The sequence below is a fragment of the Alkalibacillus aidingensis genome, assembly GCF_014595945.1.
Taxonomy (GTDB): domain Bacteria; phylum Bacillota; class Bacilli; order Bacillales; family Alkalibacillaceae; genus Alkalibacillus; species Alkalibacillus aidingensis.
This window is the reverse complement of sequence record NZ_JABXWU010000001.1, coordinates 331,039-347,440: the sequence shown is the minus strand read 5'-3', so window position 1 is coordinate 347,440 and position 16,402 is coordinate 331,039. Positions and strand designations below refer to the sequence as shown.

The window sequence follows — 16,402 nt, the reverse complement described above, 5'->3', positions numbered from 1 at the left end:
AACTGACCCGAAAAATTTCGAGTCAGTCACATGTTTACACGTGTTTTGTTCTTTTGATGACAATCATATCTTCTCCAATAACTTCAATGTCGGACCACCTTATCGTTGCTGTTGACTCTCCTTTTTTAAAACCTAACATGGAGTAATCCTGTATAACAATTTGTTCAATTTGTCCGGTCGATTCGTTAATTTGGAGATCCGTATGACCCAATACACCTAGTCGTTCACCTCTGTCAGCATCAATCAACTCTTTACCTGATAAGTCCTTATAACGCATAAACATCTGCCTTTCCAACATTATTTGTACCATTATATGCTTTCAGGTAAAATCAATGCACGAGCTGGGTCATGATCAAACAATTGACTTGTCAAATCATGAATAGCATCATGATCAACTTCTTCAAGCTTAAGCATTAATTCATCTATCGTACGGTGCGGTTGATCTAATAACTCATTTCTCCCATTACGACTCATTCGACTACTTGGATTCTCTAGGCCAAGAACTAATTGGCCTTTAAGTTGTTGAATGGTATTTTGTAACTCTGAATCGGTAATACCATTAGCTTTTATGTCATTAACAATGTTATATATGATACTTTCCATCTCATCAAGTTGTTCATGAGCTGTTGCACTATAGATAGTTAAAATCCCATTATCTCTAAACGTATTATGGTAGGAAAATGTCGCATAAGATAGCCCTTTTTCCTCTCTTATTTGTTGAAACAACCTAGAACTCATACTTCCACCAAGAACATTATTCAAGACAGACAGCGTATAAACGGATTCATCACCGACAGGTACACCATTATATCCTAGACAGAGGTGAGCTTGTTTAATATCGTCTTGTTTAACAAGTGAATCAACCGTAAACGTTTTGGTGAAATAGTCTTGTTGGTTTCGGCTTGGTCTTATGGAGCCAAACTGTTCAGATACAATCTCATTAAAGTTAGATGGTACATTTCCTGCAACAGAAATCACCATTCGATCAGATGTATAGTAACGATCTACATAAGCTAACAAATCTGCTCTTGAGAAGTTATTTAGAGTTTCTTTATTGCCAAGAATCGGTTGTGCCAGTGGGTGTCCCTTAAAGCTCACTTCGTGTAAATAATCATGTATTATATCATCTGGCGTGTCTTCAGTCATGAGAATTTCTTCTAAGACCACTTTCTTTTCGCGTTCAAGCTCTTCTTCATCGAATAAAGAATGGTTAATCATGTCAGACAGAATTGACACAGCCGTTTCAATATGTTCATCAATTACCTTTGCATATAGGCATGTATACTCCTTGGAAGTAAAAGCGTTTATATGACCACCTATGGAGTCAAATGCTTCAGCAATCTCTTTGGCGGATCGATTTTTTGTTCCTTTGAATAACATATGCTCGATTAAATGAGAAATCCCGTTTAATGATTTTGGTTCATTACGTGAGCCTGTTAAGATCCAAATCCCAATTGAAACCGACCTTACTGCTGAAAGTTGCTCTTCTACGACCCTCAAACCATTATTTAGTGTATATTTATTGATCAATCTCTATCCCTCTCCCAAACAAATATTTCAACCATAAAAAAGAACTGGTAAAAACCAGCTCTATTTCTTTAAGTAAGTTAATTGATGATTAATTTACAATGATGATTCTGATGATTCTTGTTCTTTAAGTGCTGCTTTTCTCGATAAATTAACTCGACCCTGCTGATCAATCCCTTTTACTTTAACAAGCATCTCATCACCAACATTGGCTACATCTGTTACGTTTTTAACATGGTTCTCATCCAACTCACTAATATGAACTAAACCATCTTTGCCACTAAAGAGTTCGACGAAAGCACCGAATTTTTCAACGCGTTTAACTTTACCCAAATAAATTTGTCCGACTTCTACTTCTCTAACTAAATCCTCGATAATTGACTTCGCTTGGTTAATTTTAGCGCGATCAGGTGATGAAATATAAATTTTTCCATCCTGTTCAATATCAATTTTAACGTCTGTTTCTTCGATAATCTTGTTGATTTGTTTACCACTTGGACCAATTACATCGCGAATCTTATCAGGATTGATCATCATGGATTCAATTTTTGGAGCATAATCTGATAGTTCTTCACGTGGATGTGAAATCACATCATTCATATGATCTAAGATGTCCATGCGTCCTTTTTTCGCTTGTGACAGAGCTTCTTCTAATATTTCACGGGATAAGCCTTCAATTTTTATGTCCATCTGTAATGCGGTAACACCCTCTGATGTACCAGCAACTTTAAAGTCCATATCACCTAAGGCATCTTCCATCCCTTGAATGTCTGTTAGCACTGTGTAGTTCTCACCGGATTTAACTAAGCCCATAGCAATACCAGCTACTGGAGCCTTGATCGGTACACCCGCATCCATCATAGCCATTGTACCTGCACAAATACTTGCTTGTGAGGTAGATCCATTGGACTCTAAAATCTCTGAGACAATTCTAATTGTATAAGGAAATTCATCTTCTGATGGTACTACTTTTTCTAATGCGCGCTCACCTAATGCCCCATGTCCAATTTCACGTCGTCCCGGTCCTCTAACCGGTCCAGTCTCACCAACACTGTACTGTGGGAAGTTATAATGATGCATAAAACGCTTCTCTTCTTCTAAATCTAATCCATCTAATACCTGAACGTCTCCTAAAGCACCTAATGTACAAACGCTTAACGCTTGGGTTTGACCACGGGTAAACATCGCCGAACCGTGCGTACGTGGGAGGACTGAAGTGCGTGAGGAAAGTGGTCTTATTTCATCAACAGCACGTCCATCTGGGCGAATCTTTTCTTCCGTAATTAAACGGCGCACTTCACCTTTAACAATCGATTCAAGAACAGACTTTACTTGATTGATGGTATCTTCGTCTGCCTCATTTTGTTCATACTGTTCGACGATTTGCTTTTTAACCGTATCAATTGCCTCTTCACGAGCCTGTTTCTCTTCTGTTTTAATCGCTTCTACTAACTTTTCTTTAGCTAGCTTTTCAACTTCTTCTGTAATTGATTCTTCAGGAGTGAACAGAGTAACCTCCATTTTCTCCTTACCAACTTCTTTTACAATCTCTTCTTGGAATTCAACTAAACGTTTAATTTCCTCGTGACCAAACATGATTGCTTCTAACATGACCTCTTCAGGCACTTCGTTTGCACCTGCTTCAACCATATTAATCGCATCTTTAGTACCGGCAACAGTTAACTCAATATCACTTTCTTTCATTTGTTCAATGGTTGGATTAATAACAAATTCATCATTAATTCTACCAACATGTACTCCAGCAATTGGACCTTCAAATGGTATGTCGGATATGGAAAGTGCTAACGAAGAACCAATCATAGCAGCTATTTCAGAAGAACAATCTTGATCAACACTCATAACTGTACTCATGACTTGTACTTCATTTCTAAAGCCATCCGCGAATAACGGACGTATAGGACGGTCGATTAGACGTGAGGTTAGTACTGCTTTATCACTCGGCTTTCCTTCACGCTTAATAAAACCACCCGGAATTTTACCTACTGCATACAACTTTTCCTCATAATTAATGGTTAATGGGAAAAATGGTAAGTCTTTAGGTTCTTTTGATGCAGTCGCTGCTACTAAAACAGATGTGTCACCATATCTAACCATAGCAGCTCCATTAGCTTGTTTAGCTACCTCGCCAACTTCAAACGTTAACTGTCTTCCAGCGACATCGATTGAAAATGATTTCATTTCATTCGTCATATTTATTACTACCCCTCTCAAACTGTTGCTTATGTAGTGTACTCACAAGAAACACTTTTATTATTTATTTTAATACTTCTATATATTCTTGTAAAAGCATGAAACTTAAATTTGTCAAAACTAAACGGTGAGGGTATCAAATCATTAGATGATCATTCTTAACTATTAAATACCTTTAGGTATAAAGAAAAAGCGGGAGTTTTATCCCCCGCTTTTTTGATAAATCCTATCGACGTAGACCAAGCTTGTTGATCAATTCACGGTAACGTTGAACGTCTTTGTTACGTAAGTAATTTAGTAAATTACGACGTTTACCTACCATTTTCATTAAACCACGACGAGAGTGGTGATCATTCTTATGCTCACGTAAGTGGTCATTCAAAGTAGTAATCTGCTCAGTTAGGATAGCTACTTGAACTTCTGGTGAACCTGTGTCGTTGTCATGAGTTTTGAACTCACTGATTAATTCGTTTTTACGTTCTTGTGAAATTGCCATCCTATTCACCTCCTATTAGTTATTAATCCCCTTTTCCCTAGCATTCGGCGGAGACTCGTTATGCCAAGCAAAAGGTTAGTGTTACATACATTCTTAAAGATACACGTTATAAACTATAAATGCAAGTGTTATCTACTTATATTAAAAAACTTTTTAACCTTTTTCTCATCTTCTTTAATTTTTTCAACTAATTCATCAACATTATCAAACTTGACTTCATCCCTAATGTATTGGTGAAAATTAACCTTAATATCCTCACCATAAATGTCTTGATTAAAGTCGAATAAGTTCACTTCAATTACCGGTTCATGATGTGAATCATCAAATGTTGGATTGAAACCAACACTTGCCATGCCATATAAATGTTCACCATTTATTTCAGCTGTTACAGCATAAATACCAACTTTAGGAATTTTGTGCTCTGAATCAACATTCAGGTTAGCTGTAGGAAATCCAATTTCTCTTCCTCGTTTAAAGCCCTCTTTGACTTTAGCTGTTATACTAAATGGACGACCCATTAAATTCTCAACATAAGATACTTCACCTTTTGATAACGATTGTCTAATCAATGTGGAGCTGATCTTTTCATTACCAATAGACACTTGATCAACAACTGAAAACGAAAAAGCACCTTTAGAATAATGCCTCATATCCTGAATCTTCCCTGCACCTTTATGTCCAAATGAAAAATCAAACCCACCAACAACATGCTTAACATTTAAATTTATAAAAAATTCATCGACAAAAGTTTGTGGGGATAATTTAGCAAGGTCTTGATCAAAAGTTACAACAATCACGTAATCAACGTCTAATTCTTCAAATATCTCAAGTTTTTCTTCAAGACTAGTAATTAGATAATCAGATAACTTTTGTTGTTTAATAACAGAAAGTGGATGAGGTGCAAACGTCATCACACCTGATTTTATGTTTTGTTTCTCTGCCTCTTCAACAGCTGTCTGAATAACTTCTTGATGCCCCTTATGTACACCATCAAAATATCCAACTGCAACACTCAATTCATCTAATTGAGGAAAACGGCCTAGTTGAGAATAACTTAACTGTAACAGTTCCATCGTTTTTCACCTTCTTTTACGAATACAGTACTTTGAAAGGTTTAATAAGTCCTTCTTTAGAAGGGTGCTTTTGATACACAGCGATTAATTGACCATCTCGATCTTCCACACGGAATAATTCATCGTCTAAAAGGGTATCTGGCCTTGGTAATACTTGTCCATGTTGATAACGGATAGCCTCTTCTTTAGAAGAAACAACGTGGACTGGTAAGAAATTAAGGGCTCGAGAAGGTGACTGGATAAATTCAGCGACCGAGTGTTCCTCTTGTGCTCTTTCTAGTTCAGAAAATGTAACAGCATCATCTTTTGAAAATGATCCAGCATACTCACGAACTAAGCTAGCCATATGCGCTGGGAAACCAAGTTTCTTTCCTATATCTACACAAAGAGTCCGGACATAAGTACCACTTGAACATCTAACCCTAAACTTGAATCTAAAATCATTCTCGGCATGTTGAACTAAAGAACCTTCTATAACGTCAATATATTCAAGGGTCACTTCTCGTGCTGGCCTATCGACTTCAATGCCTTCACGTGCATACTCATACAGTTTCTTACCGTTTATTTTAACAGCAGAATACATAGGTGGAATTTGTTTAATTTGACCTTCAAATTGCTGACACGCAGCCTTACACTCATTAAATGTAATTTGTTGATCGATATTTTCAACCTCAACGACATCACCTGTCTGGTCTTCGGTTGTGGTTTGCTTCCCTAATGATAATTCTGCTAAATAAGTTTTAGGGCGGTCGGTTATTAAAGTTGTTAGTTTAGTAGACTTGCCTATCGTAATAGGCAAAACCCCTTCAACTTCAGGGTCTAAAGTTCCTGTATGTCCGATTTTTTTAGTTTTTAAAAGCTTTCTTAATTTCACCACACAATCATGTGATGTTAACCCTTTTGGTTTCCATAGCGGGATAATGCCGTTCATGATCGCTGCCACCTCTTTATAAACATAGACTAAAGGATAGACATTTGTCTATCCTTTAGTATAAATTAATCTTTATTTAAGTCACCAAGGATTCGTTCAATTTTATTACCATATTGAATCGATTCGTCGATTTCAAATGATATTTCTGGTGTCTTACGTAAACGGATTCGTTTACCAATTTCTGAACGAATAAAACCTTTTGATTTCGCTAAACCAACGAGTGTATCCTCTTGCTGCTGATCATCACCAAAAATAGAGATGAAAACCTTAGCTTGCTGTAAATCACCACTAACTCGAACGTCAGTTACAGTGACAAAACCTACTCGAGGATCTTTGATTTTTCGAGATAATATATCTCCAAGCTCTTTTTTCATCTGTTCTCCAATACGATTTGCTCTAAGATTACTCACCTTCATCACCTCGGAACTAATGAGGATTATAACCATTCATAATCAATAATGGTTACATCCAAATCTGTACGCTGATCGATTAGGTCGATCACTTGCTGTAATTGTTGTTCAGCAGAGACTTTTTCACGAGAAACGATTGCAATACCAAATGCCGTCCTCTGCCATACATCGTGATAGTTCATTTCTGTAATACTCGCATTGAATTTATGACGAATCTGATGCATCGTTTGCTTGATAATGGAACGCTTTTCCTTAAGTGAATGAACATCATATAACAAACACTCAACATACGCGTAACCAATCATTAACGTTCAACTTCCTCCATGATATACGCCTCAATGATATCTCCTTCTTTAATATCATTAAAGTTCTTAATCGTAATACCACACTCATAATTTTGTTGTACTTCTTTAACATCATCTTTGAATCGTTTTAGTGAATCGATTTCGCCTTCAAATTGTACAACACCGTCACGGATTACTCGAATACCAGAATTTCTTGTGATTTTTCCATCAGTCACGTATGAACCAGCGATCGTACCTACCTTAGATACTTTAAACGTTTCACGGACTTCAACCTGACCAATAACTTTCTCTTCATATTCTGGGTCAAGCATTCCTCTCATCGCTGCTTCAATTTCTTCAATTACTTTATAAATAATACGGTGTAGACGAATATCAATACCTTCTGTTTCAGCTGCTCTTTTCGCATTATTATCTGGTCTAACATTAAAACCAATAACAACAGCATTAGATGCAGAGGCCAAGATAATATCTGATTCAGTAATTGCGCCTACACCAGTGTGAATGATGTTAATTTTAACACCTTCAACATCAATCTTTCTTAATGAAGACGCTACAGCCTCAACAGAACCTTGTACGTCAGCCTTAACAATAACGTTAATTTCTTTCATGTCACCTTGTTTGATTTGCTCAAACAATTCATCTAAATTAACTTTACCAGTTGACTCACGTTGTTCTTCTATTTCTTTTTGTTCACGAAGCTCAGCAATTTGCTTAGCTTGCTTTTCATCTTCAAAAACTAAGAATTGATCGCCTGCATGAGGAACAGAATTAAACCCAATAACCTCTACTGGTGCAGAAGGTCCAGCTTTCTCAACTCGTTTACCTAAGTCATCGGCCATAGCGCGTACTTTACCATACGTATTACCAACGACTAACGAATCACCAACTTGAAGCGTACCGTTTTGAACGAGCAAGGTAGCAACACTTCCACGTCCTTTTTCTAGTTGTGCTTCAATCACTGTACCAAATGCCTCACGGTCAGGATTGGCTTTAAGCTCTTCAACCTCAGCAACTAAGTTGATCATTTCGACTAAATCATCGATTCCTTCACCTTTTAAAGCGGAAAGAGGTACAAAGATCGTGCTTCCACCCCAGTCCTCAGGTACTAGTTCATATTCGGTAAGCTCTTGCATAACCCGATTTGGATCGGCACCTTCTTTATCGACTTTGTTTACCGCAACAATAATCGGTACTTCTGCAGCTTTAGCGTGGTTAATCGCTTCAACGCTTTGTGGCATAACACCGTCATCTGCTGCAACAACTAAAATCGCAATATCGGTTACTTGAGCTCCACGAGAGCGCATACTTGTGAAGGCTGCGTGACCTGGTGTATCTAGGAAAGTGATCTTCTTTCCATCATCTTCTATCTGATACGCACCAATATGTTGCGTGATCCCACCTGCTTCACCTTCAGTTACTTTTGTTTGACGGATGGAATCTAACAGTGTCGTTTTACCATGGTCAACGTGCCCCATAATCGTAACAACAGCTGGACGAATTTCTAAGTCTTCTGGTTGATCTTCTTCAATGTAATTATTAAGGTCAGTTTGATCAAGAACTACCTCTTCTTCTACTTCGACACCAAAATCATCACAAATAAGCTCGATGGATTCAGAATCTAATTGCTGATTAATGGTTGCCATCACCCCAAGCATCATTAACTTCTTAATAATTTCTGAGGAATCTTTATTTAGCTTTTCAGCTAATTCTCCTACTGTTAATGAACCTTGGTAAGTGATCTTTTCAGGTGTTTGATTTTTTGCTTTTTGCTGTTGCTGCTGATTATTTTTATGATTTCTATTTTTGTTTCCTTGCTTATGGTTATTATTTTGTTTATTTTGCTTTTGCTTATGGTTATTATTTTGCTTTTGCTTATTATTCACTGGTTTATGACCCCGTTGTTTTGAATTCTTAGATGTATCATCTTTAGGTTTATGTCCACCTTGTTGCTTATTTCCACCCTTTGGTTTTTGATTTGGCTTCTGATTAGATTTCTCATTTGTCTGTTTAGCTTGTTGTTCTGATTGTTTTGAACCAAAGGATTCATCCAATTGTCTAATCGTATTCTCACTAATTGTTGACATATGATTACTTATTTCAACATCTAATTGTTGCAGTTTATTAATGACTTCCTTACTACTTAGATTGTTTTGTTTCGCATATTCGTATACGCGCATTTTTTTCATACATTCACCCCCGAATATTAATCCGATAACAATTGCTTTAGCTTCTCCGCAAACCCTACGTCTTTAATTGCAACTGCTACTCGACCTTCTTGCCCAATCGCTTGTGAGATCGTTTGACGATCATCAACTATAAAATATGGAACATGATAACTGCGACTTTTATCAATTAGTTTCTTTTTCGTATTTGATGATGCATCATTAGCAATAAGTATAAGTTTAGCTTGCTTCGAGCGAATATCCTCAATGATCGCCGGTTCTCCCAAAGTTATCTTTCTCGCACGAAATGCTAATCCTAACAAGTTTAAATATTTATTATCCATATTTCACTCGCCTACTTTGCTTAATAATTCATCATAAAGCTCATCGGTGATTGCTGCATTTAGTTGTCTTTTTAATACATTCTTTTTCTTCGCTTGTTCTATAACTGTGCGATCCTTTTTTAAATAGGCACCACGTCCATTTTTCTTGCCGGTCTCATCAATGAAGACCTCACCCTCTTTGTTACGAACAACACGAATTAATTCTTTTTTAGGAAACATTTCTTGAGTAACAACACATTTACGTAAAGGTTCTTTTTTCTTATTTGCCATTTTAACAGCCCCCTTTACTAGTCGTTATCAACTTCACCATCAAAGTCTTCTAAAACTTCTTCAAACTCATCTTGCTCACCAGTCTGGTTGTAAACACCTGATTCTTCAGCCTCTGATTCACTTTTAATGTCAATTTTCCAACCAGTTAATTTAGCAGCTAGGCGAGCGTTTTGTCCTTTTTTACCAATAGCTAACGATAATTGATTGTCCGGAACAATTACAGTTGTAGCATGTTCTTCCTCATCTACAAGTACTTCTGTTACCTTTGAAGGGCTTAAAGCGTTTGAAATATAAACAACTGGGTCTTCTGAATAGTGGACAATATCTATCTTTTCACCATTGAGTTCATCAACAACTGTTTGTACCCTCTGTCCTCGTTGACCTACACATGAACCAACTGGATCAATTTCAGGATCATCAGCGTGTACACTAATTTTCGAACGATCCCCTGCTTCTCTAGCAACTGATTTAATTTCAACAATTCCTTCATAAATTTCTGGAACTTCTATTTCAAATAAACGTTTAAGGAGTCCAGGATGTGTACGAGACACAAAGACTTGTGGACCTTTACTTGTGTTTTCCACTTTAGTTACATAGACTTTAATACGATCATGGACATTATAAACTTCACCAGGCATTACTTCATTAAAGGGTAATTTCCCTTCAACCTTCCCTAAATGTATGTAGAGAAAGCGTTGGTCTTTACGTTGGACCGTACCAATCATGATATCATCTAAACGGTCAACAAAGTCATTATAAATGACGCCTCTCTCCGCTTCACGCACACGTTGAGTCACGACTTGTTTAGCCGCTTGTGCAGCAATACGACCAAAATTTCGTGGAGTAACCTCACGCTCAACGATGTCTCCTAGTTCATAAGACGGATCAATCTCTTTAGCTTCTTCCAATGAAATTTCCAGGTCTTCATCTTCAACCTCTTCAACAACCTGTAATCTAGCAAACACTTTCATCAATCCATCTTCTGAATCCAATTCTACACGAACATTCGTTTTAGAATTAAAGTTTTTCTTGTAGGCAGATACAATTGCAGCATCTAAAGCTTCATATAATACCTCACGATCAATACCTTTTTCATCTGCCAGTACTTCCATTGCTTCAAATAAATCTGAATTCACCTGTTTTACCTCCCTTAATTAAATGTAACAGCTAAATGAGCTTTGGCAATTTTTGAATAAGGAATAACGACTTCTTTTTCCCTAGTCTTAATTTTAATGGTTAATGTGAGCTCATCATTCTCAAAGCTTTTAATATCTCCATAGAATTCCTTATCCCCGTCAATTGGTTCGTAGGTTTTCACATAAGCATGGGACCCCACAAAGCGTTCAAAATCGGCTCTCTTTTTCAACTTACGTTCAACACCTGGAGATGATACTTCTAAAAAATAGGCACTTTCAATAGGATCTTTTTCATCAAGTTTTTCACTTAATTGTTCACTTACCTTCTCACAATCTTCTATATCAACGCCACCTTCTTTATCAACATAGACACGTAGAAAATGGTTTTTTCCTTCCTTTACGAACTCCACATCGACTAACTCTAGATTCATCTGTTCAACAATCGGCTGAGCTAAGTCTTCTGTTAAGTCAACTATTTTCCTACTCATGATCAGATACCTCCTTAAATCATACTTATTATGTAAAACAGTCGTATTATCATATTGTCCACATTAGAAGAGATTTCTAAACAATAAATTGCCCTGCTGTTGTCAAGTATGACCAGCAGGGTTAGATAAAACGAAAGAGTGGGTGCGACCCACTCTTAAACGTAACCGTATCTTTTGCTTATCCAATATGAAATATACCATACAAAACCAATTATTGCAACCCTTTACGTCTTATATGTGATTTCATTAAATGAGTATGATAGATGATGTTCATTTACTCAGCTTTATAATCAGGCGGCACTGACATCATGAGCAAACGGGTGGATGTAAAATTGTCTGAGAGACGTGATCTAATTAACATTGTAGCACCTCACGAAGGCTTTTCCCTCAATTTGAAGTGGTCTAATTAACGTTGTGCCACCTCATGATGACTTTTCCGTCAATTAGGAATGGTCTAATTAACGTTCCACCACCCCACGATGGCTTTTCTGTCAATTAGAATAGATCTAATTAACGTTTCACCAACTCACGATGACTTTTCCGTCAATTAGGAGTGGTCTAATTAACGTTCCACCACCCTCGATGGATTTTCCGTCAATTAGAAGCAATCTCATGGACAATAGGCCTTCTCGTGAAGCGCAAATCATCAATGAGACGCGTATTAATAAACATCATCTCGCTTATACGTAACAACAGTTTTATTAATCAGTCAATTAAAATAAAGATAATTGATTCTGATCTGGCAAGCCTTCTAAGCAACCATGTTGGTCAAGGTATTCAAGCACTGTCTTAGAAATTCGACTACGCTCTCGTAAATCTTCTTTGGATAAGAACTCACCTTGTTCTCTGGCTTTGACGATGTTAATTGCCGCATTAGTACCTAGACCATCAACTGCATTAAACGGAGGAATTAACGTATCCCCATCAACAATGAATTCTTGAGCATCAGACTTATACAAGTCAACAGATTGAAAAGAAAACCCACGCATCGTCATTTCCAACGCTAACTCTAAAACAGTAAGTAAGCTTTTTTCTTTAGGAGACGCATCATTACCTTTTTCTAAAATTTCTTCTATTCTAGCACGTAATGCATCAGGACCCTTAATCATTGTAGATAGTTCAAAATCACTGGCTCGCACAGTAAAATAAGCCGCATAAAACTCAATTGGGTAATGAACTTTAAAGTAAGCGATTCTTACTGCCATTAATACGTATGCAGCTGCGTGTGCTTTAGGGAACATATATTTAATCTTCTTACAAGATTCGATATACCAATCCGGTACATTGTGCTTTTTCATCTCTTCAATCCATTCATCTTTAAGGCCACGACCTTTACGGACAAACTCCATAATAGTGAATGCTAAAGAAGCTTCTAGACCTTTGTGCATTAAATAAACCATAATGTCATCACGACAACCGATCACATCCCCAATTTCACAAATGCCATCGTTAATTAATTCTTGTGCATTTCCTAACCAGACATCTGTTCCGTGTGATAACCCTGAGATAATGACTAGCTCTGCAAAAGATGACGGTTTTGTATCTTCAAGCATTTGTCTAACAAAACGAGTGCCGAATTCAGGAACCCCTAACGTTCCCGTCTTACACAAGATATCATCTGCTTGAACACCAAGTGGTTCTGGCCCACTAAAAATTTTCATCACTTCTTCATCATTTAGTGGAACGGATTGTGGATCAATTCCTGTTAAATCCTGAAGCATACGAATAACCGTCGGATCATCGTGTCCTAGAATATCTAGTTTTAACAAGTTGTCATGAATCGAATGGAAATCAAAGTGTGTCGTTAACCACTCAGAATTTCTGTCATCAGCCGGATACTGGATTGGAGAGAAGTCATAGATATCATACTCATCAGGAACGACAATAATCCCTCCAGGGTGCTGACCTGTTGTTCGTTTAACCCCTGTGCAACCTTTTACTAGTCGATCGACCTCGGCTTGACGATACATTAGTTGATGGTCCTGAGCATACCCTTTCACATAACCGAATGCTGTTTTTTCAGCAACGGTGCCAATCGTTCCTGCTCTATATACTTTATCCTCACCAAATAAAACCTTTGTATAATGGTGCGCAACTGGTTGATAGGTACCTGAGAAGTTTAAGTCAATATCAGGAACTTTATCACCCTTAAAGCCAAGGAACGTTTCAAATGGAATATCCTGACCATCCCGAATATACTCTTCACCACATTGCTCACAGGTCTTTACAGGAAGGTCATATCCTGAGCCAACACTACCATCGGTGAAAAATTCATGGTGTTGACAGCTCGGACAAACATAATGAGGAGCTAGTGGATTAACCTCAGTAATATCCATCATCGTTGCTACAAAGGATGACCCAACTGAACCACGCGAACCTACTAGATACCCATCATCTAATGATTTTTTAACGATCTTTTGTGAGATTAAATAAATGACTGAGAACCCATTTTCAATAATACTAGTTAGCTCACGTTCTAATCGTTTTGAAACAATTTCTGGCAAATCTTCACCATAGATACTCTTCGCTTTGTTATAACACATATCGCGAATTTCTTGATCTGCACCTTCGATATTAGGGGTATAGAGGTCATCTTTAATTGGTTTTAAGTCATTAATTTGATCAGCTACCCAATTTGTGTTATCAATAACAATTTCTTTCGCCTTTTCTTCCCCTAAAAACGAAAATTCTTCAACCATTTCCCGAGTGGTTTTAAACGGGACTTCAGGTAAAGTTTGTCGATTTAATGGGTTTCCACTTTGGGAGGCAATTAAAATTTGACGATATATTTTTTCATGCTTATCCAAGTAATGGACATTACCTGTTGCCACTACTGGCTTACCAAGCTTTTCTCCAATTTGGACCAATTTTTTGATTAAGTGTTTAATATGTTCCATAGATTGAACATTTTCTTTTTCAATCAAATGATAATAATTCATTGGTGGCTGCACTTCAATGTAGTCATAAAATTCGGCGACTTTTTCAGCTTCTTCTTCTGACTTTAGAGCAATCGTATCGAATAATTCACCCTGATCACAACCGGAACCAATAATTAGACCTTCTCGATGCTTTACTAACTTTGATCTTGGTATTCTAGGTACTCGATAGAAATAGTCAATATGCGATAATGAGACTAATTTAAATAAATTCTTTAACCCTTCTGCAGTTTGCGCCAATAAAATGACATGTGACGGACGAGACCGTTTATAAGCATCACCTTCACCAACATGACGATTGAGTTCCTGATGGTTATTAATATCCTTTTCAGCTGCCGATTTGACTAAACTCCACAATAAATAACCAGTAGCCTCAGCATCATAAATAGCACGGTGATGTTGGGTCAGTTCAATATTTAGGTGTTTACACAATGTATTTAAACGGTGGTTTTTTAATTCTGGATACAAAAACCTTGCTAATTCAAGGGTATCAATAACAGGATTGGTGACTTTAGGAATTTCCATTCGCTGATATGCAGCATTAATAAAGCCAATGTCAAAACTTGCATTATGTGCTACTAAGACATCATCTTGACACCAATCATGAAAATCGGCCATGACTTCCTCTATTTCTGGTGCGTCCTTAACCATATCATCTGTAATTCCGGTAAGATCGATCGTCGTTTGACTCAGCTTTTGGTGTGGGTTAGCAAACCGTTCAAAACGATCAATAATTTCACCCTGATAAACCTTTACCGCTGCTAATTCGATAATTTTATCATAAGTAGCGGATAACCCTGTTGTTTCAACATCGAAAACTATATAAGTCGCATCATTCAAAGAAAGATCGGTTTCGTTATAGGCAATAGGAACTCCGTCGTCAACTAAGTTAGCTTCAACACCATACAGAATCTTGATGTTATGCTTTTGGCTTGCATTATAAGCCTCCGGAAAAGACTGTACAACACCATGGTCAGTAATTGCCACCGCTTGATGACCCCAATTTGCTGCACGCTCGACTAGTTGTTCGGCTGAGACCGTTGCATCCATTTGTGACATAGTTGTGTGAGCATGTAATTCAACACGCTTTTCACCCTCTACACCTTCATCAGTTCGTTTAGATGGTTTCACTTCATTCAAATCATTACCCATCATCATCAATTCATTGGAATAGGTATCTGTTTGAATACTACCACGTGCTTTAATCCACATTCCTTCTTTCACACGTTTAAATAGCTCTTTTTGTTCATCACCCTTCGAGAACATTTTAACTTGAATAGAGTCTGTATAATCAGTGACACTGACAATCAATAGGTCCCTACCAGAACGTAAATTCCTAATATCTACATTAAAAACATACCCTTGTACTATAACTCGCTTTTCCTCTTCTAATATATGGTGCATTTCGATTGGATCTTCTTTAATGGGATATCCAATCTGCAGTGGACCACTACTTTCTTCGGTAGAGTCACCTTTGGATTTCTCTTTTTCAGCCTGATCATGGATAGCTTTTTGTACAAGTTGACGTTCTTCTTCTTGTTTTTGTTGCTGAAAACGCTGAATTTCTTCTTCATCTTGTGTAATTTCAAGGTGAATTTGATAGTTTTTAAGACCATGTTTTTGACAATATTGATTAAATAAAGGATCTAATTTCTTTTTAATAATATTAGCCTCTGTATCGTTTCTAGCTTGTAATGTTACCACGTTTCCTTCTAAGGTAGGCTTCTGTGAACAGACAAAATCTTTATAAGCGGGAAAAAGATCATGGATCGAGTGAATAAAGTCATGCCAATAAGCAGCAAAAGATGACTCTGATAAGTCGGAGTGATCCGTCGTGATCAAAACATCCACTTGAGCAATATGCTGAAAAGCGGTTTGTAAATTAGCTTTAAATAGTGATAAAGCATCATAAACAAAAGGAACTGGATTATGTAAATGAAACTGCCAGGTTTTTGATTCTTTGATAACCGTTAATTTTGCTAGTTTTGTTTCATTAAAATGCTCGGCTATTACATCTTTTGGCATCTCAATCTGTTTTAATAATAAAGACATTTTCTCGTTTGTATTTAGATCCATTTTATTTCCCCCACTTAAGGTTTCTTCTCCTATTATA

The 16,402-nt window shown here is 37.1% G+C and carries 14 protein-coding genes; all 14 read right to left on the bottom strand.

What is annotated here, in order from left to right:
- Positions 1-34: 34 nt before the first annotated feature.
- Positions 35-310, bottom strand: coding sequence for a YlmC/YmxH family sporulation protein (locus tag HWQ49_RS01765; RefSeq protein ID WP_394810751.1), 276 nt, complete (start codon positions 308-310; stop codon positions 35-37).
- Positions 310-1,530, bottom strand: a complete 1,221-nt coding sequence (locus HWQ49_RS01760; protein WP_188205853.1) for a M16 family metallopeptidase — start codon at positions 1,528-1,530, stop codon at positions 310-312. Before HWQ49_RS01760 ends, HWQ49_RS01765 begins: the two co-directional genes overlap by 1 nt.
- Positions 1,531-1,623: 93 nt before the next feature.
- Complete coding sequence (gene pnp, locus HWQ49_RS01755; protein ID WP_188205852.1) at positions 1,624-3,738, bottom strand: polyribonucleotide nucleotidyltransferase; 2,115 nt, start codon at positions 3,736-3,738, stop codon at positions 1,624-1,626.
- A 226-nt stretch (positions 3,739-3,964) separates the two neighbouring features.
- Entirely contained in the window at positions 3,965-4,234 is a 270-nt protein-coding gene (rpsO, locus tag HWQ49_RS01750) for a 30S ribosomal protein S15 (protein WP_188205851.1), read from the bottom strand.
- 128 nt (positions 4,235-4,362) lie between these two features.
- Positions 4,363-5,307: a bifunctional riboflavin kinase/FAD synthetase gene (locus HWQ49_RS01745; protein WP_188205850.1), complete on the bottom strand. Its 945-nt coding sequence runs from the start codon at positions 5,305-5,307 to the stop codon at positions 4,363-4,365.
- 16 nt (positions 5,308-5,323) lie between these two features.
- The gene (truB, locus tag HWQ49_RS01740; RefSeq protein ID WP_188206500.1) at positions 5,324-6,241 is read right to left on the bottom strand and encodes a tRNA pseudouridine(55) synthase TruB; all 918 of its coding nucleotides are present in this window, start codon (positions 6,239-6,241) and stop codon (positions 5,324-5,326) included.
- A 62-nt stretch (positions 6,242-6,303) separates the two neighbouring features.
- Positions 6,304-6,648 carry a 30S ribosome-binding factor RbfA gene (gene rbfA, locus HWQ49_RS01735; protein ID WP_317450891.1) on the bottom strand — a complete coding sequence of 115 codons (345 nt, stop codon included), beginning with the start codon at positions 6,646-6,648 and terminating at the stop codon, positions 6,304-6,306.
- Positions 6,649-6,674: 26 nt separating this feature from the next.
- A complete protein-coding gene (locus HWQ49_RS01730; protein ID WP_188205848.1) occupies positions 6,675-6,953 on the bottom strand; it encodes a DUF503 domain-containing protein in 279 nt (92 codons plus the stop codon).
- The gene (gene infB / locus HWQ49_RS01725; protein ID WP_188205847.1) at positions 6,953-9,139 is read right to left on the bottom strand and encodes a translation initiation factor IF-2; all 2,187 of its coding nucleotides are present in this window, start codon (positions 9,137-9,139) and stop codon (positions 6,953-6,955) included. The genes HWQ49_RS01730 and infB overlap by 1 nt, the downstream gene beginning before the upstream one ends.
- Before the next feature lie 17 nt (positions 9,140-9,156).
- Positions 9,157-9,459 (bottom strand): L7Ae/L30e/S12e/Gadd45 family ribosomal protein, encoded by a 303-nt coding sequence (locus HWQ49_RS01720; RefSeq protein ID WP_188205846.1) that lies wholly within the window; start codon positions 9,457-9,459, stop codon positions 9,157-9,159.
- A gap of 3 nt (positions 9,460-9,462) precedes the next feature.
- Entirely contained in the window at positions 9,463-9,729 is a 267-nt protein-coding gene (gene rnpM / locus HWQ49_RS01715) for an RNase P modulator RnpM (protein WP_188205845.1), read from the bottom strand.
- 17 nt (positions 9,730-9,746) lie between these two features.
- On the bottom strand, positions 9,747-10,865 hold the full coding sequence (gene nusA / locus HWQ49_RS01710; protein ID WP_188205844.1) for a transcription termination factor NusA: 1,119 nt from the start codon (positions 10,863-10,865) through the stop codon (positions 9,747-9,749).
- Positions 10,866-10,879: 14 nt separating this feature from the next.
- The gene (rimP, locus tag HWQ49_RS01705; RefSeq protein WP_188205843.1) at positions 10,880-11,353 is read right to left on the bottom strand and encodes a ribosome maturation factor RimP; all 474 of its coding nucleotides are present in this window, start codon (positions 11,351-11,353) and stop codon (positions 10,880-10,882) included.
- Positions 11,354-12,066: 713 nt separating this feature from the next.
- Positions 12,067-16,365, bottom strand: coding sequence for a PolC-type DNA polymerase III (locus tag HWQ49_RS01700; RefSeq protein WP_188205842.1), 4,299 nt, complete (start codon positions 16,363-16,365; stop codon positions 12,067-12,069).
- Positions 16,366-16,402 lie beyond the last annotated feature (37 nt).